Below are 19,508 nucleotides of genomic sequence, written 5' to 3'. Positions count from 1 at the left end.
AAAATCACCATCTAGGAAAATTGATGCATTTTTTTCCAGTAATGAGTGTAGAAATAAATCATAGCCAATTCCTCTTCAGAAGCGTTTTCGAGCAAAATAGAAAGTTGAGGAACACCAAAAAGTGCATTCACTAATTGTAAAGCTTTTAATTCAACAGGTTCATCAGAATGATAGGTAAACATATCACTATGTACAACAGTTTCTCCACATAACATTTTTATGTCTGTTATTCTCACACGGTTCATTGCAGAATCCCCTGGACAATCAAAGGCTCTAAACATATTTCCGTACTTACGCATAGCTGGTCCGGTATATTTTTGTCGAAACTCGATCACTACATCTGGTTTGATTTCGTGTAAAGAGTTGATAACATCGGTCATTAATCGGTCTACCGCTTCATTTACCGAAGAATAATCTCGCCCATTATCGCGATTAAGAACGGTTTCTGGATATACTTTGAATTCGTCAATAAAATCAAGTTTAAAACCATCGATGTTCCAGTCTTTTAATGCGTTTACATAAAGACTAATCAGATAAGATCGTACTTCTGGATATCTTGGGTCTAAGACTGGAGCCCATCGATGTTCTTCTGTTAGAAATTTACCTTTGAATTTTTGATATGCTTTTGATTTTTTACCACAAAAAGGAACGGAATACCACAACGCTAATTTCATCCCGGTCTGATGAATTTCTTCTACGAATTGAGCCATATCAGGAATTCTCTCTGGGAACCAATCCCCTGTGTAATCATATCCTCTGTTCTCATCATTGGTTTGCCAACCATCATCCAAAATAATGAGTTCGTACCCCAGCGATGCTGCCAGTTTACACTCTGATACCAGTTTTGTGGTGTCTAGTTTTTGATGAAATTGATACCAGGTAGAATATACGGGTACTCTAGCCAAATCAGGCACATGAGTGGGGGGCATATTTTCAAAAGAACTCCACCATTGGGATACTTCCTCCAAAGCAGTAGAGAAATGTTTTGGGTGTTGATCTATTCTCAGTTGTGCACTATAGGAGGATATGGTATGGTGCCTTTCTGTGAAAAAAGTAATATGACAATAAATATGGTTATCCTCTTCTCGGTATAATGCATTTAGTTCTTTGGCATTAATGGTATCAGAACAAGCGAATGTAATTACGTTTTGGTCATCGTGACCAAACAGGGAAATAACTGGCGCATCTAATGAAATTCTGGATTCCATATGTGTTAATTCCCAATCATCCATGATCCGTTTTGCAAAATCGGTGGTAGGCTTCCAGACCCCTTTGACATTGATGGCTGGGATTTTCCATTTTATCGTTATGGGTTGTGGCCGAAATGCTGTTTCAGAGTTAAGACTAATTTCGTAAGTCATTACTCCATCATGCTCATGAAGCGGAGTAATACTCACTTCAAAATTGTCAGTCTCCTTTAGTATTTCTATGTTATGAGCAATGGTTTTATTCATATGGTTATATTATTTGAAGCCTAATTACAAATTGTGTAAAATCTTAGGCCTATCTGGTTTTGGGTTTACTGTAAATACCCTAATACTATCATTATTTTGAGTGGCTAATACAAGTTTTTTTCCTGATTTATCTGTGGCATTGATAATGTGATTTGACTGTTTTGGCACAAAAAAACCACTGTCTCTTGTCTCTTCTGGAATCAATCCTTTTTCTGTTCCCCTCAGAAATATCCCTATTAATGCATCTTGTCTCCCATAGGTAGCTTCAGAGGAGTAATTATTCCCAACAATAAGTACATCTTTATACCCGTCCTGATTGATATCCTCTATCAGGATATCATTGATAGGAGAGAGCTGACATTTTTTTGGTAGCGGACGAATTACAAAAGTGTGATTCCCTATATTTTCTGCATAGATAGATTCAAAAGTATGAGCGTTTAAAGTTTCATTTTTCAGATCTTTAATCGTAAGTAATTCCTGAAACGTAGCTTTCGAAAACTCCTCATAACTCGGATATTTCTTTTTCAAGGTAACTAATTGTTTCATTACGTCATCCCTAGTATGCACAGGTTTTAGAGATTGTTCTCCATCATTCCCAAAATACTGTGCCAAAATAGGATCAATACTTCCGTTACGATCATGGTCCTTTTTATATACGTATACAGGTTGTTGATGGGATGGTTTTATAAACCCATTTATTCCTTGATTACCAGCAATGATATCCAGGTCTCCATCATTATCGATGTCTGCAGTACGAATACAGTTCCACCACCCAGATATTTGTATTGGAGTTCCATCAACAGAGGTCCATTGTATTGGGATTTCGCGTGCCTGTTCTTTTTGAATAGAAAATATTTTAATAGGCATCCATTGTCCGACTACAATGAGTTCTTTTTCTTTGGTACCGTCAATATTGACCCAGGTGGCGTCGGTAACTATACCTAAATCCTGAAAAATAATCTTCTTACTTTCAGATAACTCCCCATTTTGATTAAATATCAAATAACTTGGTGTAGCCAATGGATATTGACCAAAACGGACACCACCACCAACAAAAATATCTATAAAGCCATCCTCGTTAACATCGGTTGCGGCAAGACAGGAGGTGTTGGTAGCGATTTTTTCTAAAACAGTGGCTTCAGAGAAATTTCCGTTTCCTGTGTTGAAATATATCCTGTCAGACAACAAGGTATTGTCTCCCATGGCATCTGTTCCTCCACTGCCAATGTATAGATCCTTTTCTCCGTCATTATTGATATCTACAAATAGCACAGCAGTATCTTCGTATTTGGCATCAAACTGCAGAATGGATACATAGGAGCCCTCTTCGTTTTCTGAAAATAATTGCCCAGAATGCCCTTTACTACCTCCGATAAACAGCTCGTCACCTAGCTTGTTATCCAAATCAGCGTTTGTAATACAAGGTCCACTAGCATTGAATTGATGCGTGAGTAACGGTTGCTGTAGATAGTCGTTAAACGTATTTTCTGTATGCTTAAATGCTAGTTTTTTGGAGTTCAGTTTGAATATGGGATTATAATTTTTTTGTTTAATTTCAGATTGAAAATTGGCATACTCCGCGGTTATCGTCTGATTGGCAGCAAGAGTTCTATACCTGCTAATCTTCCCATCGGGCCAGACAATTTGTATGGAATCAGCTTTGTTGGATTTTAACCCAAAATGTATAATTGGTTCTACTGAGGATAAGTATCCTTTTACCACAGATTGATAATGAAATTGAGTACTTTGGTTTTCCCAGAGCGTTATTTTGGCTCCAATACCCTTTGGGTTTGATTTTGCCCCTTTGAGTTGTATTCTTATGAAATTTTGTGATTTTTGATCACTATGATTTTCAAGAATAGAAGCTGGGCTATTGATGTTATTTACGATCAAATCTAAATCTCCATCCAAATCTAAATCTGCATAGGCGGCACCGTTAGAATAGGTGTTCTTTTCTGGGATCCAGCTTTCAGATACATCGTCTAGGTGTAGCCCATCTCTGTTGTGGAATATTACATTGGGAAGGTAAATCCCGGGGAGTTGTTCTACAAATTTTTGAAGTTTTTCTTTACGGCTTTGGGGAGAACCGAAAATGTTGTTTTGCTCTGAATAATTGATAAAATCCAGATCAGTAATATCTTTAACATACCCATTGGTTACGTATACATCTTTGTTTCCGTCATTATCGTAATCCATGATCAGTGGAGCCCAACTCCAATCGGTATCTGCTACCCCTGAAGCAAAAGAGATTTCTGAAGCAGGGAGCACCTTGTGGTTCAAAATACCATTGTGAATTTGCAAGGTGTTATGCACATATTGAGGGGTGTATTCATTCCGCAAAGAGAGTAGAAACTTATCATAATTGTTTGATCCAAGCATTTTCTTCTGTCTCTCATAGTCTTTGGGGAGCATATCCAGCACCATGATATCGGGTAGTAGATCATTGTTGATATCAGCAATATCAACACCCATGGCATTGTAGGTTTGTTTGGCTAAAGTGGTTTTATGCATTTCTTCAAAACCTAGATGTTGGCCGGATGCATTTTTCCCTTTATTGATATACATCAGGTCGTTGGTAATAAAATCATTACTCACATAAATGTCGGGTAGTAGATCGTTATTGAAATCTACCAAGGCTACGCCTAAGCCAAACCCTTTATGAAGTATTCCCAAAGCGTCGGAAACATTTTTGTAGAATACTTGTCCGGTTTCGGGATCACTTTGACGCTCTAATAGTATGTCCTGGAGATAATTCGGGAAGTATTTTTGAGGTATGGGGATATTTTTGTCTCTTCTTGTGTTGCCATTATGGACAATATAGGCATCGAGATCTCCATCCAGATCATAATCAAAAAATAAAGTTTGCTGACTGTAATGACCATCATCAAGTCCATATACCTTGGCTTGTTCCTTAAAAGTGATTTGTCCCTTATCGTCTTTGCCCGTATTTACAAATAATAGATTATTGCATTGTTTTTTTAGGCAGTCTGGACCTCCTACGCTAAGATAAATATCATCCAGCTGGTCTCCATTGATATCGACAATACTCACACCGTTTACCCAGGCATTTGTCTCGAAATTTGCAGATGCAGAGATGTCTTTAAATTTCAAGTTTCCTTGATTGAGATAGAGTTTGCTGGAGGTTTGATTACCGGTAAAAACAATGTCGGGTAAATTGTCGTTATTAAAATCTCCAATACCCACACCGCCACCATTGTAGCAGTACTGAAAATCTAATACGTTTATAGTATCGTTTTCGAGAATAGTATTTTCGAAATCTATATGAGTACGAGTGTGCGGAACATAAGAAAATAGGAAGTCATTGTTTTTTCTTTTGCAAGAAAAGATAAAAACAAGGCTTAAAATGATATGTGGCACACTGTTTTTCAAGAAAAAAAGAATGTTGGTTATAGTTAGCAGAGAGCAACTCAATTATTGATTTACTCTCTGCTTGGTAAATGAAAAGTATGAGAACTGTTTAATCTCTATTTAGTATCCAGGGTTTGGCCTTAAATTAGGGTTTGTTGCGATCTCACCTAACGGGATCCAAATCAATTCATCTCTTCCTGATTGGAATGATCCTCCTACCAATGATTTAGGATGTGGAGTTCCGTGAAGAGAATTAGAACCAAGAAAATCATCCGCTAATTCCCAACGCACCAAATCCAGGAATCGATGTCCTTCTCCTGCAAGTTCCATAGCTCTTTCGTCAATAATAGCATTTCTCATATCTTCTTGACTTAGCGCATTTAGTAATGTAATTTGAGCTCGTTCTCTAACCATGTTAATGTACATTTCTGCTTCACCGGTTTTCGAATTTTCGTTAAGAGCTTCAGCAAGCATTAGTAAGACATCAGAATAGCGTATTATTCGCCAATTATTTTCCATAGTATGTCCTAATTGTACAGCAATTACTTCTTCTCGTGTACCCAGATCCAATCCGGCATATTTTTTAGAAAAGATAGGTTCCAAACCTTCGTTGGTAGCGGTTGCAATATCGTTTGCAAAATCTGTTAGATAATCGACTCCACCATATCCTGTTGCTCCTGGATAATCATATACCAGGGTTTCATTACGTCTTACGACATCTCCGTTGTTTTCGTACAGATCTCTTAACCATGGATTAATAAGGTGTCCTCTATCCGGAGATACTTCTGGAGAAGCATAGTCGATCAAGAAGTTGGCTTGAGTACCCGTTCCTGGTATATCCTGTCCCCAGGCAAAACTGGCAACTCCTTGAAATTGTAACTCAAAGACGGACTCTTCGTTATTTTCATTGCTAAATCCAAAATTCTCTCCGTATCGGTTAGAAGGAAGTAAATTATAGATTCCTGAGTTGACTACTTTTTTAAATTCGATTTCTGCAAGTTCCCATTCTTTTCTAAACAGGTGACTTTTGCCTTTTAAAGCAATGGCAGCACCAGATGTAGGTCTTCCTAAATTATCACCTCCCCAGCTATCGGGTAGCATTTGCTCGGCCATCGTTAGGTCGTCTATGATCTGCTGCCATACCAATTCTGGATCGGCTTGCTCAACAAGTAAATTGTCCAGGTCTGGCTCTTGTGTAATTAATGGGATATTACCATATAGCGTTAGTAAGTACCAATAGTCAAAGGCTCTAAGGAAATATGCCTGTCCTAATAAACCATTTCTTGTAGCTTCATCAGGAATTCCTTCTTCGTTTACATTTAGGATGATTGTATTACATCTCCCAATAGATTTGTATAATTGTTGCCAGGGTTCTAGCGCCCAGCGATCACCTGGGTTTGCTCTAAGTCCGGCCATAGCCGTGTTAGAACCGAAAGGAAATACATTAAATTCGTCAGATCGTTGTAAGGAACCTACGTGTAATACTCTTCCCCAGAAAAATGCAGTAGTAAGCGGATGGAATGCTGCGTTTACAGCACTCTCTACCTGATCTGCAGAAGTTCCGAAGTTACTAAGCGAAGTACCATTGTTATTCTGTTGATCCAATAATTCATCAGAACATGCAATGATTAGTAAGCTAAACAATCCAAGGGTAAACAAGGAGGTAAGCCCATATTTGTTAAATGTTTTCATCTGCTCTTTTTTTATTGTTTTGATATTGTGTGATTAAAAAGTTGCCTGAACACCAAAACTGAAAGTTCTTGCGTTAGGGTAGGCTCTGGCATCTAACCCTCTTCCTAGTAGAGGGTTTACATTGTCTCGTAGTCCTGGTACTCCAGAATTAAGATTGGCGCGTCCTCCGTTTGTAGAAGAAACATCGGGGTCATAACCGCTGTAGTCGGTAATTACAAATACATTTTGAATATTGAAAGATACTCTGAGATCCTTTAATAAGGCAGATCCCAGTACATCTTCATCAAAATTATATCCTACTTCTAATGTTTTCAGCCTGAAATACGATCCGTCTTCGACAAAAAATGAAGAAGGTGCCTGGTTTCCTGCGGGATCGCTTACCGAAGCTCTTGGAATATTAGTATCTGTATTCGTAGGAGTCCAAGCATTTAATACTTCGGTTAGCTTCCCACCATCCTGCCACAAGATGTTGTAATATCGTCCTAGGTTATAAATTTCATTTCCTTGTACTCCTGCAAAGTTTAATGCAAAGTCAAAGTTTTTATAGGCAGCATCAAATGTCAAACCATACACAAAATCAGGTACGGGATCACCGATAAGTGTGATATCATCGTTGTCTATGGTTCCATCTCCGTTAATATCTCTTCTCACAAAATCCCCTGTGGCTGGATTTACTCGATCTTCTACCACAAAACCATAAAAGGCACCAATAGGTTGATTAGGTCGAGTGGCATTTACAATTCGTAAATCCTCATCAATGGTAGGTCCCAGAATTGGATTTGGGATATCGCCTGCACGGCTTTCTACGTTAAAAGAGAAATTCGTTCCGATTCTATAGGTGAAATCTCCATCGTTTTTAGAATAATCGATATTGAATTCCAAACCTCGATTCACTAGATCTCCGGCATTGCGTATTACAGGTAGACTTACTCCTGTAGTAGAAGGAATATTGGTAGCTACCAATACATCTTCGATATCTTTAGAATAGTAGTCAAAGGTTAGGTTTATTTTGTTGTCCAATAATGACATGTCAAAACCAATATCAAATGTTTTTGTAGTCTCCCAGGTGAGATTAGGATCTGCCAATGCCGTTTGTGCCAGACCTGGTGCTGCAGAGTTTCCAAAAGTTACATTGGATTGTCCACTTAGGAAAATGGCATCGGTTGGGTAAAATTCTCTGGTGGTGGATCCTAGCTCTCCATAGGAAGCTCTAATCTTGAAATAATTAATTTCAGGAACGTTCCAAAAAGATTCGTTTGAAATATTCCAGGCTCCAGAAAATGAGGGGAAGTATCCCTCTCTATTTCCTTCTTGAAAACGAGAAGAAGAGTCTCGTCGTAAAGTGGCAGAAAATAGATATTTTCCAGCGTAGTTGTAATTTACTCTACCAAAGTAAGATTCTAAACCAGCCGTGTTGTCGGTTCCTAATAATACAATTGAACTACTGGCGGGTAAATCGCTGATTACCTGTATGTCGTTTGATTGTGTGCCCTGCCCAAAAACACCGCTACCTTCTTCGTTTTCCAGAAAATAAGTATATCCAAGTACTGCGGATACCTTGTGATCTCCAAATTCCTGTTTATAGTTGATGGTTGGCTCGACCAGAACATTGAGTACTTCGGATCTGAAATCGGTTAAATCATTTTCTTGGTTATCGTTTCTTACCGCATCTACAGAACTCATAAAGAAGGTAGGCGTAAACTGAAAATTGCGCTGATTGGTATAGTCTAATCCAAAATTTACGGATGCAGTAAAGTTATCGGTGACATCGAAATCAAATTTGGTACTCCCAAATAAGGTTCGAGTAGTAACCAAATTGTCTTCCAAAACAGCTTGTGCAAATTGGTTTACCCCTCCTGGACCTTGTACATCTGTTGACGGAGCTTCAAAACCACCTTCGTTGTTTGGGTTGGTCAAAGCAACTGTTGGTGCTGTAGTACCATCAAATCCATACCACCTGTTTTCTTGTAATTTTCCTTGAGTTAAACCAAGCGATTGAGTAACATGAAATCTCCCTTTATCAAATCGGTTGTTAAATCTAAAGTTTATTCTTTCAAATCCTGAACCTACAAGAATACCGTCTTGATTAAAATAATTGGCAGATACAAAATGGGAGGAGTTTTCACCACCTCCGGATATCGAAAAGCCATAATCCTGTACGATAGCACTGGAAATGTTTTCATCTTGCCAGTCTGTATCTACACCATTCCATTGGACTACTGTATTGACACCATCATTAGCAAAACGCTGATTGATATAGTCCGTGTATTGTTGACCATTAATGAAGTCTAGTTTTTTACTAGGTGTATCCACCCCTGTTCTAAGGTTTACTTTTACTTCAATGTTTTGGTTCTTTTTTCCGTGATTAGTTTTAATTAATACTACACCATTTGCCGCTCGCGACCCGTAGATAGCTGCAGCAGCGGCATCCTTTAACACAGAGATGTCTTCGATGTCGGCAGGATTTATAAATTCCATGCTATCGACAAAAAGACCATCAACCAAAAATAAAGGGTCGGCGCTATTCAAAGAATTTACCCCTCGGATAAAAACATTGGCTCTACCCCCGGGTTGTCCTCCAAAACTTTCTACTTGTATTCCCGGTACTCTTCCTTGTAATGCAGTTACAGGGTTACTGGCAACAGCGGTTTGCGTAACTGCTTCTCCTTTGATTGTGGATATCGCTGTAGTTAAATCTCTTTTGGATTCTGAACCGTATCCTACGATTACGATCTCATCTAGAGATGCTGCGTCTTCTTGCATAGTGACATCAATTACAGTTCTGCCGTCCACAGGAACTTCCTGAACCACAAATCCTATGTACGAGAACACGAGAATAGCGTCTTCTGCAACATTATTTAGGGTGTATTTTCCATCAAAATCTGTGGTGGTACCTAAATTGGTTCCTTTTACAGTGATGTTGGCTCCTGGTAAAGGTCCGTTAGGTTCGGTTACCGTACCGGTTATGGTTTGTTGTGCAAGAACCCCGGTAGAGAGAAGCCCAATAAGCATCATCATAATACGATTAATTGTTTTTCGCCTCATATGATTTGTATTTGTGTGATTAATTTAAAGTCTATCGGAAATCAAATGGAGCAAGAGTTTAAATGCTATGATACTCTATGCTACTATACAAATGTATGTGATTTTTTATTAAATCAAAACAAAAACTTAAATAATATTAAGATTTATATAAAAAAAGACTTAAAAAGTAAAGAAAATAATAATTGACATCAAGTATAAGGAATCGCTCAATAGCCTAATATTTCTTAGGATTGATTCGTTTTATAAAGGGAAATAGGTAGTCTTATAAAGAATTTCTGCGGTAAAGATGTGTGGGAACAATTTCGTGAACGTGATTACCTTCTTTTACAAAAAGAGCGGCTTTTCTTGCCATTAGATTAAAGTCTGTAGATATCGTAGTTATTCCTCCAAAAGCAATTTCTCTCACGATGTTGTCATTGTGTGCCATAATACCTATGTCTGAGCCAATTCTATATTCCATTTTACGGGCATCTTTGAGAACTTGCCATAGCTGAGTGTCGCTGATGCAAAAGTATACCGTGTTTTTGTGTAATGCTTCTGGTTCGTAGGTATCCATCACTTCGCCTTTGATATGATGATCTCTAACAAATCGATTAAATGCAACAAGAATTTCGGGAGGGAAGTCTGAGTCCTTTTTGAAAAATAAGACAAACTTGTCATATTTTTGGATTTGAGGTATCAACTCCACTAATTTTTGGTAAGTAACTTCTTCAAATTCTTGGGAGATGTAAGAGTATTCTTTAGGCATTTGTAATTGCCGATCTACAATTAGCAATCGGTTCGAAGGTATTTGCTGTAATAGGTTAGAAACCTCTTCTTCCTGGATAGGAGCTACCACATACATTCCATACTTTTTGGAGATATTGTCCATGATAGTTTTGAAAAGAGCCAAGTTATTGTGATGAAAGAATATATCGATATGGTATCGTTTACCCAGTTCTTTTCTAAATGTATTATAAAACCCTTCCTGAAAACTATGAAAAGCAAATAAAATCAATGCTACTTTTAAGGTTACATTGGTTTCTTGGCTGATGATATAGTAGCCTTTTAAGTTTTTGGATTCGACCAGTCCTCGTTCTTTGAGCTCATTATATGCCTTTACAAAAGTCTTTCTGGCATAACCAACTTCGGCAACCATCTCATTGATAGAAGGAAGCTTATCACCAACTTTAAGTACTCCAGAGTCAATAGCTCCTATGATACCATGAACAATTTGTTCGTGTTTGGATAAACTGTTTACATCCCGAAGTTCATGAATTTTTTGAAGTAATGGCGACATTATACAATGATGGTTTTATCTAGCCTAAAATTAAGCTTTATAACTAAATTTCAAAAAGGTAGCCCGATTTAAGTAGTTTTTGATATGCTGTATGATCAAATTTGTATAGGTAGGCGCCTTTTTTTGAGCCAGATTTGTCTTTTTCGTCTAGTTTGGTGATGACCTGAAAAGAAAGTATTTTTTTCTAAAGTTTCTGGGATCCAAAGCTCTTTGATAAATGGCTTCGTATAGTTTTTGTAGTTGAGGTATGGTGAATTTTTCTGGTAATAATTCAAACCCAATAGGTTGGTAACGGGCAATTTCTACGATCCTTTCCAAAGCATCAAACACCATTTGATTATGGTCTAGAATTAAAGAAGGAATTTCACTGATTTCATGCCATTGAGCACCATTTTCGGCAACAATTTGTTCTACTTCTGGGTTAAGCCGGAGTAGGGCGTACTGTGCAACTGATATACAACGATAGCCAGGATCTCGATCTACAGAACCATAAGTTTTTAACTCTTTCATATAGATGTCTTGTAGTCCTGTAAATTCATTAAGAATTCTATTGGCAGCATCAGAAATACTTTCACCAATCTTAACAAAACTGCCTACTAGTGATAGTTGTCCCTTAAAAGGAGCTATTTTCCGATTAAAAATCAATAGTTTAAGTTTTCCATTATCAAAACCGAATACGATGCAATCTACGGCTACATAAAATTTGTCTTTTTCCTGATAAGCATTCATTTTGTAGGTTGATAATGGATGGTTAAAATAGATCTCGGTGTCAAAATAACAAAAATACATTAAAAATTAATAAATGTAAAAAATACATTTATTATATTTGACACAACTAAGTGATAATTTTCACAAGAATTTTAAAATGGATCAAAAGCATAGCGTTTTTTTGGAAGGGTTTGATAAAGCACTCGAGATATACTCTCCCGGACGAATTAATTTCATAGGAGAGCATACGGATTACAATAATGGATTTGTAATGCCTACAGCAATTGATAAGAAGATCATTTTTTCATTAAAAGAAAATGAATCAGAGAAACATTGCAAGGTGTATAGTGCTACCTATGATAAAATGCTCGAATTCGATCTAAATCAAATACAACCAAGTGCCATAGAGTGGGAGAATTATATTCTTGGGGTGGTGTTCGAATTAACTCAACTCACCAACAAGATCAAAGGTTTTGATTGCGTAATCAAAAGTGAATTACCCATAGGTGCAGGAATTAGTTCGTCAGCGGCATTGGAGTGTGGAATTGCATATGGTCTTAATGCACTTTTTGATCTGGGCTTGCCAGATATTACCTTAGTAGAATTGTCGCAAAGAGCAGAACATAATTATGTGGGCACAAAATGTGGTATTATGGATCAATTTGCCTCGGTAATGAGTAAAGAAGATAAGGTCATTTTACTAGACTGTAAGACTAAGGAACATCGACTTATTGATGCCAATTTTGAACCCTACAAGATATTGCTTTTAAATACCAACGTTTCGCATAATCTGGCTTCGAGCGAATACAATACTCGAAGAGAAGAGTGTGAGGAAATCGTTAGGCAAATAGCAATCACTAATCCATCCGTACATTCTTTACGAGATGTCACCAAAACAATGTTAGAAGATTACCGAACAAAATTAGGAGACGTTTTGTATCGTAGAGGAAGTTATGTAATTAACGAAAATCATAGAGTGTTGGAGGCTGCAGAATATCTGGAATCAGGTAACCTAGGCAAATTTGGAGAATTGATGTATGCTTCTCATAGAGGATTACAGCACTCGTATGAAGTAAGTTGTCCAGAACTGGATTTTCTAGTCGATTTTTCTGAAAACTTTGAGTCGATTATTGGTTGCAGAATGATGGGAGGAGGTTTTGGCGGATGTGCCATTCATTTAATTCACCCAGATAGCATTGATAATTATGTAGAGAAAGTAACGAAAGCCTATAGAGATATGTTTTCCATTGATTTATCATCATTTATAACCGTTCCAAGTGGAGGGACATCAATTTTAGGATCATGACAAAAGATTTTAACGACAATCCGCATAGAAGATATAATATTCTGACTGGAGAATGGGTGTTAGTATCTCCGCATAGAACCAAAAGACCTTGGCAAGGAAAGAATGAAGAGCCTTCGCAGTTTTCTCAAGTTACGTATGATGAAAATTGTTATTTGTGCCCGGGAAATACCAGAGCAAGTGGAGAAACCAATCCCAAGTATACCAAAGCGTATGCTTTTACCAACGATTTTTCTGCATTGCTAAAGGATGTTCCTGAAGAAAGTTTTAATAATGGTCTTTTGAGAGCTGAAGCCGAAAGTGGAATTTGTAGAGTGGTATGTTTTTCTCCTAATCATTCACTAACCTTGCCAATTATGGAAGTGGAAGATATAACAGCGGTGATCCACTTATGGCAAAAAGAATTTCAAGAATTAAGTGCCAACAAAGAGATTAGTTACATACAAATCTTTGAAAACAAGGGAGAGGTAATGGGTTGTAGTAACCCGCATCCCCATGGACAAATTTGGGCACAGCGTTCTATTCCTGAAGAAATTCTGAAAAAGACACAGCATCAAAAAGAATACTGGGATACCCACAAAAAATCATTGATAGAAGAATATCTTCGTCAGGAAATAGAATTGCAAGAGCGAATATTATTAGAAAATGATCACTTTGTAGCTTTGGTTCCCTATTGGGCAGTATGGCCCTATGAAACCATGATTATTCCTCGAAGAAAAGTAAAACACATTATCGAATTAAATGATAAAGAAGCCCTTAGTTTTGCAAAAATTATAAAAAGTCTTACTATCAAGTATGACAATATTTTCAAAACGTCGTTTCCTTATTCGGCGGGGATCCATCAGGCACCAACAGATGGAGGGGCGTATGACGAATGGCATATGCATATGTCATTCTATCCCCCTTTATTGCGATCAGCAACCGTGAAAAAATTCATGGTGGGTTACGAGATGTTTGCAAATCCGCAAAGAGATATTACTGCAGAACAAGCAGCAAGGACCATACGCCAACAGAGCGATGTTCATTATACTTCGAGGATAAAATAATGATATACTATAGAATTTTTGCGACCTCTTGATTCACGAATTCAAGAAAACGTTCATCCTCTTCGTTAAATGGATCTGGAGTTTCAGAATCGATATCAATTTGACCGATATTCTCACCGTCCTTGAATAGAGGAATTACAATTTCTGATTTCACCGCAAAACTACAGGCGATATAATTATCTTGGGCCTGTACATCAGGTACTACAAAGTTTTCATTAGATAAGGCTACCTGGCCGCAAATTCCTTTACCAAAAGGAATAATATCATGGTCAGTTTCAGCTCCAACATAGGTTCTTAGCTTTAATTCTTCTTTGTCTCCATTTTTAAAATAAAAGCCAACCCAGTCATAATAGGTGATACGATCTTTTAATAATTGACAAATTTCATGAAGTCTTTCGGTTACCGATTGACCTGTGTTTTGAAGTATAGAAACTACTTCGGGCTTTAAATCTTCAAACGTCATTCTTGCAATTTTGATCGGGTAAAAATATTTAAAATATTTAATAAAATGAATAATCCCAAATGGTATAGTTTTGTTAAAACTTTTCTCATCTAAGGAAAAATGTACTGGCGAATGTTTTATTTATAAAGTATTTTTGCAAACTTATAAAGAAATCAAATTATAAAATCTGAAAGCTGATGCGAAACTTATTTCTGATGTTATTGTCGTTTGTTGTTTTGATGAATATTTCTTGCAAAAGAGATAAGCAAATCGACACCAAGGTGGATACAGCCATTACCAAAGGAGGAGATCTGAATGCTACTAAAACAAATTCTACCGTTGCATTTTCTGATCAGCATACGCAGCAAGTTTATAACACCTATCTTAAGATCAAAGGTGCATTGGTGAACGGTGATTCGGAAACTGTTAGCGCTCATTCTGAAAAATTACAATCATTGGCAAAAAATAATAATGAGCTTATCGCTACTGCAAAATTGATAGCGTTGACCAAGGATATAAAAAAGCAAAGAGATTTTTTTGTGGCGCTCACCGTTCAGATGGAGCAAATTATTGAAAATGCTACCGTAACTGAAGGAGAAATTTATAAGCAGTTTTGTCCTATGGCTTTTGATGGAGAAGGAGGATATTGGTTCTCTGATTCTAAGGAAATACGGAACCCATACTATGGAGTTGCCATGCTCAACTGCGGAGAAGTTAAAAAGACTATTAAAACTAATTAAACGCAATTTATTGCCTGTAAGTGAGTAGTTTGTCGATGAAATTGCCCTTATAAGGAAAATATTAATTATCTTTAAAAAAGATTGAACGTTTTGAATCTGAATTTTTTGAGGGAAGAATTGTCGATACATGATACGTTTTGATCTTTTGTAATTGGAGTAAAATAGAGAAATATGATTGAGAGAAAATTAATTTTGCTGATTTTTTCGGCATTGGTTTTTTCTTGTAATAACGCTAAGGTTGCCCCGGGGATACAAACATTATCTCTCTTAGAAAAATCAAAAGCACTTAAATTACGAGGAGAAAAGGTAGAGCAAAGTATGCTCCAGAAAAAGGATTCTATCGAAAGACTTTTTGGTGGGAAACGGGATCAGTCTGCTAAGAAAAATGATGAGTTCGTTGATGTAGAAAAATTATCGGGGAATTTTGTACTAGATATGAAATATGCTACGGTCGATAACTTCCTGAAAGAAAAAGTATATTCCTGTGCCAAATGTTACGTACGTAACGAAGTAGCACAAGCTTTGTTGAATGCCAATAAGGATTTTATGAGGCAAGGTTATCGTATCAAATTATTTGACTGTTATCGTCCACACAGCGTTCAAAAGAAGATGTGGAAAATTGTTCCGGACCCAGGTTATGTAGCTGACCCCAAAGGAGGGTCCGTTCATAATAGAGGAGCTGCTGTAGATATTACGCTGACAGACCTCAAAGGAAATGAGCTGGATATGGGCACCGCATTCGATCATTTTGGTAAAGAAGCAAGCCATTCCTATACACAATTGTCCGAAAAAGTAATTGCTAATCGAAAAATGTTGAGAAGCACCATGGAGAAACATGGTTTCAAAACTATAAGAACCGAGTGGTGGCACTATAACTTCAGCACAGGTAAAAAATTCAAAATATCTGATTTCCGTTGGAAATGTAAGTAGTTTTTTCTTTGCGATGAATGATAGTTATTAAAGCTGTATTCGCTTTACTTCATTATTGCGATTTTTGAAAAATGAAAACGACATCCATCGTAATGAATGCCGTTTTCGAGCACAATAATAAAAATCGGAAAAAAATTATGCTAATAGTTACAATTGCTCAACTTTTGTACTTCCCTCCATATACTTATAGATGATTTACTCACTGCAATCCCATAATATACAGCTTATAGTTGTGTACCTATAAAACATAAATTATCGTTATTTAGAGATACTGATAAGCCGAAGTGGTTAAGAACTCTTCAAAATCATCAGAGATCACCAGGTCTTTGAAAGTTGCAATAGCATTCTGATAATTTTCGGAATCAAAAAGTTGCTCTCCTACCTGCCCTTTGATGATATTTAGCTCATCCTCATAAAGTGTATCAAATAATTCTTGGTTAAACGTTCTTTCGTCTTCCAGACGAACTTCATTTTTAAGCCATTGCCAAACTTGAGTTCTGCTAATCTCTGCAGTTGCAGCATCTTCCATAAGATTGTATAATGCTACAGCTCCGTTTCCGCTCAACCAATTGGCAATGTAATGAATACCTACGTTAATATTTTCTCTGATTCCTTTTTCTGTTATCGTTCCTTGTGGAATCGCTAGCAGATCGTCTTCAGTAATTGTAATATCTTCTCGTTTTACATGTAGTTGGTTAGCTGTTGGCATGTGTGTATCAAAAACCTGCATGGCCAATTTCACCAAGCCAGGGTGTGCTACCCAGGTACCATCATGTCCATTTTGTACTTCACGTTCTTTATCAGCCTTAACTTTTGCAAATGCCTGAGCATTGCGTTCCTCATCATCTTTGATCGGAATTTGCGCAGCCATTCCTCCAATAGCGAGGATATTTCTTTTGTGACAACGTTGGATTACCAACTTACTGTAAGCATCCATAAATGGACTGGTCATGGTTACCTGTGCGCGATCGGGAACTACAAAACCTTCGTGGTTTCTTAACTTTTTGATATAGCTAAAGATATAGTCCCATCTTCCGCAGTTAAGACCTACAATATGATCTTTTAATGCATAAATGATTTCATCTAATTGAAAACTTGCAGTAATGGTTTCTACCAAAACGGTAACCTTTACGCTTCCTGGTTCTATTCCTAGATACTCTTCAGAAAAATCTATCACATCATTCCACCAGATAGCCTCTGTAAAATGCTCTAGTTTTGGCAGGTAATAATAGGCTCCTGTACCATTTTCTTTCAGTTGTACATTATTATGGAATAAGTATAATGCAAAATCAAATAAAGAAGCGCTCATCTCTTGACCTCTAATCAACAAATGCTTTTCGTCAAGGTGTAAACCTCTTGGTCGAACAATTAGAGTGGCTATCTTTTCTTTAAGTTGATACGTTTTATCTTTTTTTGGATTGTAAAACGAAATAGTTTTGTTGACGGCATCCTTCAGGTTTTTCTGTCCTTGTAAACAGTTCTCCCAAAGAGGAGCATTGCTGTCTTCAAAGTCTGCCATAAATGTTTTGGCTCCAGAGTTTAGTGCATTGATAACCATCTTTCGGTCTACTGGCCCTGTAATCTCGACTCTACGATCCTGAAGATCGGCAGGGATTGGAGCAGCACACCATTCTGCATTGCGAATTTCCTTGGTGTTTTCCGGAAATGAAGGATACGTTCCCAGATCAAACAACTGCTGTTGGCACTCGCGATTTTTTAATAATGCTAATCGTCTTTCGTTAAAGCGATCTTGCAAAGCTTCTAAGAAAGTTAATGCACCATCGGTTAAAATTTCCGGATGGTAATTTCTTACGTTCTTTGAGAAGCTAATTTTTTGACTAAGGTTTGTCTGAGTTTCCATAGTTTAAAAATTTAAGTTTTTACAACTATTATCGTTTTGAGTGAACAATATTAAAAAAAGTTTTTTATAAAACAAGCGAACGTTCGCTAAATGTGAATTTTTTCTTTTTCCTGGATTACGCGAAAATTCTTACTTTTGATTCTATGGCGATAGCAGAAGAATATATTAGGCTTATTTTCGGATTGAAAATCAAGCAGATACGAACAGAAAAGGATTTGTCTCTTTTTGGATTATCCAAATTAAGTGGATTGTCAAAGTCGTATCTCAACGAAATTGAAAAAGGAAAGAAATATCCTAAAACGGATAAAATTATTAAACTAGCAGAAACACTTGGAGTACCATATGACCAATTAGTTTCTCTTAAATTGGATAAAAATCTGGCTCCGATTGGTGAGATTTTGCAGTCCGGTATTTTGGATGAAATCCCGTTGGAGCTATTTGGAATTCAACAAAGTGATTTAATCGATATCATTGCAAATGCGCCGTCTAAGGTAAATGCATTTATAAGTACGATCATAGAGATCGCTCAGCATTATAATATGAGTCGCGAAGGATTTTACTTGGCTTCATTACGATCCTATCAAGAAGCACATAATAACTTTTTTAAAGATTTAGAAGATAAAGTAATACGTTGCGCGAATACCTACCAATTAGATCTGACTGGTAAAATTGGATCGGCAGAACTAGAGGAGATACTAAAAGAAGAATATGGGTATAATATTAATGAATCTGGAATCCCCAAACAGGAAGAGCTGGATAATCTTCGATCCGTATTTGTGCCTTCAACCAAAACCTTATTGCTTTCAGATAGAGTAGACGAGGCTCAAAAAACATTTATTTTTGCCAAAGAGTTAGGGTATCAATATTTAGGAATTACAGACCGTCCATATACCTTTACCTGGATACGGTACAATCATTTTGAAGAGGTCTTGCATAACTTTTATGCGTCATATTTTGCAGGAGCACTCATTTTGCCTAGACAGCATTTGGCAGAGCAACTTAAAGAATTGTTTTCTTCAGAAACCTTTTCAGAAAAGGCTTTTCATAAAATCATGCGTCTGTACAATGCCTCACCCGAGTCATTTTATCAACGCCTTACTAATGTACTGCCCAAGGATTTTGGAATGCAAAATGTATTCTTTCTTAGGTTTACCCATAAAAAAGGTGTCGAAAAATTTAATTTGGTAAAGGAGTTGCATATTACTCACCAACAGCAACCTCATGCCAACGAAATTAATGAGCACTATTGCCGACGGTGGATGGCTATCAAAACCCTGCAACGTACGGCCAGCGAGGATTTGGAGTACGCCTTTAATATCCAAATTTCAGATTATGCCGATACCGATCAACAATATCTGGTTTTTACTTCTGCTACCAAAGATCCATTTAGGAAAGGGTATTATAGGAGTATAGGTATTGGATTTTTGATTTCTTCAGCATTAGAGAAAAAAATCAAGTTTGTAGGAGATGCCAAAATCCCAAAGGTCAAAGTAGGGGTGACCTGCGAGTCTTGTTCCTTATCGGATTGTGATGTACGTATGGCGCCTCCAAAACGATTAATAGCTAAAGAAAAGTATAAGAAAACGGCAACGCTTGTAGAGGATATCGTTAAAAAATACTCGTAACGAAAAGAGGTGTT

12 protein-coding genes and 1 pseudogene are annotated in these 19,508 nt (G+C 37.1%); 5 read left to right on the top strand and 8 right to left on the bottom strand.

Annotation, left to right across the window (positions count from 1 at the left end):
* Nucleotides 1-11: 11 nt before the first annotated feature.
* The 6 genes and pseudogenes from AC0L3Q_RS21580 to AC0L3Q_RS21555 all read right to left on the bottom strand — a co-directional run bounded on the left by AC0L3Q_RS21580 (nt 12) and on the right by AC0L3Q_RS21555 (nt 11,568).
* Nucleotides 12-1,454 (bottom strand): glycoside hydrolase family 36 protein, encoded by a 1,443-nt coding sequence (locus AC0L3Q_RS21580; RefSeq protein WP_473282820.1) that lies wholly within the window; start codon nt 1,452-1,454, stop codon nt 12-14.
* 24 nt (nt 1,455-1,478) lie between these two features.
* Entirely contained in the window at nt 1,479-4,844 is a 3,366-nt protein-coding gene (locus AC0L3Q_RS21575) for a VCBS repeat-containing protein (protein WP_473282818.1), read from the bottom strand.
* 99 nt (nt 4,845-4,943) lie between these two features.
* Nucleotides 4,944-6,515, bottom strand: coding sequence for a RagB/SusD family nutrient uptake outer membrane protein (locus tag AC0L3Q_RS21570; protein WP_473282816.1), 1,572 nt, complete (start codon nt 6,513-6,515; stop codon nt 4,944-4,946).
* Between the two features lie 33 nt (nt 6,516-6,548).
* Nucleotides 6,549-9,560 carry a SusC/RagA family TonB-linked outer membrane protein gene (locus AC0L3Q_RS21565; protein WP_473282814.1) on the bottom strand — a complete coding sequence of 1,004 codons (3,012 nt, stop codon included), beginning with the start codon at nt 9,558-9,560 and terminating at the stop codon, nt 6,549-6,551.
* Between the two features lie 262 nt (nt 9,561-9,822).
* Nucleotides 9,823-10,839 carry a GntR family transcriptional regulator gene (locus AC0L3Q_RS21560; RefSeq protein WP_473282812.1) on the bottom strand — a complete coding sequence of 339 codons (1,017 nt, stop codon included), beginning with the start codon at nt 10,837-10,839 and terminating at the stop codon, nt 9,823-9,825.
* Nucleotides 10,840-10,882: 43 nt separating this feature from the next.
* Nucleotides 10,883-11,568 (bottom strand): annotated as a pseudogene (locus tag AC0L3Q_RS21555) (NUDIX hydrolase).
* A 136-nt stretch (nt 11,569-11,704) separates the two neighbouring features.
* On the opposite strand from AC0L3Q_RS21555, the gene galK reads away from it, so the two are divergent.
* Nucleotides 11,705-12,853: a galactokinase gene (gene galK, locus AC0L3Q_RS21550; protein ID WP_473282810.1), complete on the top strand. Its 1,149-nt coding sequence runs from the start codon at nt 11,705-11,707 to the stop codon at nt 12,851-12,853.
* A complete protein-coding gene (locus AC0L3Q_RS21545) occupies nt 12,850-13,896 on the top strand; it encodes a UDP-glucose--hexose-1-phosphate uridylyltransferase (RefSeq protein ID WP_473282808.1) in 1,047 nt (348 codons plus the stop codon). The genes galK and AC0L3Q_RS21545 overlap by 4 nt, the downstream gene beginning before the upstream one ends.
* A gap of 7 nt (nt 13,897-13,903) precedes the next feature.
* Here AC0L3Q_RS21545 and AC0L3Q_RS21540 read toward each other — a convergent pair whose 3' ends face one another.
* Nucleotides 13,904-14,359 (bottom strand): GAF domain-containing protein, encoded by a 456-nt coding sequence (locus tag AC0L3Q_RS21540; RefSeq protein ID WP_473282806.1) that lies wholly within the window; start codon nt 14,357-14,359, stop codon nt 13,904-13,906.
* Nucleotides 14,360-14,535: 176 nt separating this feature from the next.
* Here AC0L3Q_RS21540 and AC0L3Q_RS21535 point away from each other — a divergent pair, with 176 nt between their 5' ends.
* Both AC0L3Q_RS21535 and AC0L3Q_RS21530 read left to right on the top strand, forming a co-directional pair.
* The gene (locus AC0L3Q_RS21535) at nt 14,536-15,078 is read left to right on the top strand and encodes a DUF3347 domain-containing protein (RefSeq protein WP_473282804.1); all 543 of its coding nucleotides are present in this window, start codon (nt 14,536-14,538) and stop codon (nt 15,076-15,078) included.
* A 171-nt stretch (nt 15,079-15,249) separates the two neighbouring features.
* The gene (locus tag AC0L3Q_RS21530) at nt 15,250-16,008 is read left to right on the top strand and encodes a M15 family metallopeptidase (RefSeq protein WP_473282802.1); all 759 of its coding nucleotides are present in this window, start codon (nt 15,250-15,252) and stop codon (nt 16,006-16,008) included.
* A 262-nt stretch (nt 16,009-16,270) separates the two neighbouring features.
* Here the strand turns inward: AC0L3Q_RS21530 and aceB are convergent, their stop codons facing one another.
* The gene (gene aceB, locus AC0L3Q_RS21525) at nt 16,271-17,869 is read right to left on the bottom strand and encodes a malate synthase A (RefSeq protein WP_473282800.1); all 1,599 of its coding nucleotides are present in this window, start codon (nt 17,867-17,869) and stop codon (nt 16,271-16,273) included.
* A gap of 143 nt (nt 17,870-18,012) precedes the next feature.
* On the opposite strand from aceB, the gene AC0L3Q_RS21520 reads away from it, so the two are divergent.
* Nucleotides 18,013-19,494 (top strand): helix-turn-helix domain-containing protein, encoded by a 1,482-nt coding sequence (locus tag AC0L3Q_RS21520; RefSeq protein WP_473286996.1) that lies wholly within the window; start codon nt 18,013-18,015, stop codon nt 19,492-19,494.
* Nucleotides 19,495-19,508 lie beyond the last annotated feature (14 nt).

This window comes from Aquimarina sp. KJ22-3 (genome assembly GCF_055808215.1).
The sequence above is the reverse complement of the archived record's forward strand: the minus strand, read 5'-3'. Positions and strand labels throughout refer to the sequence as shown.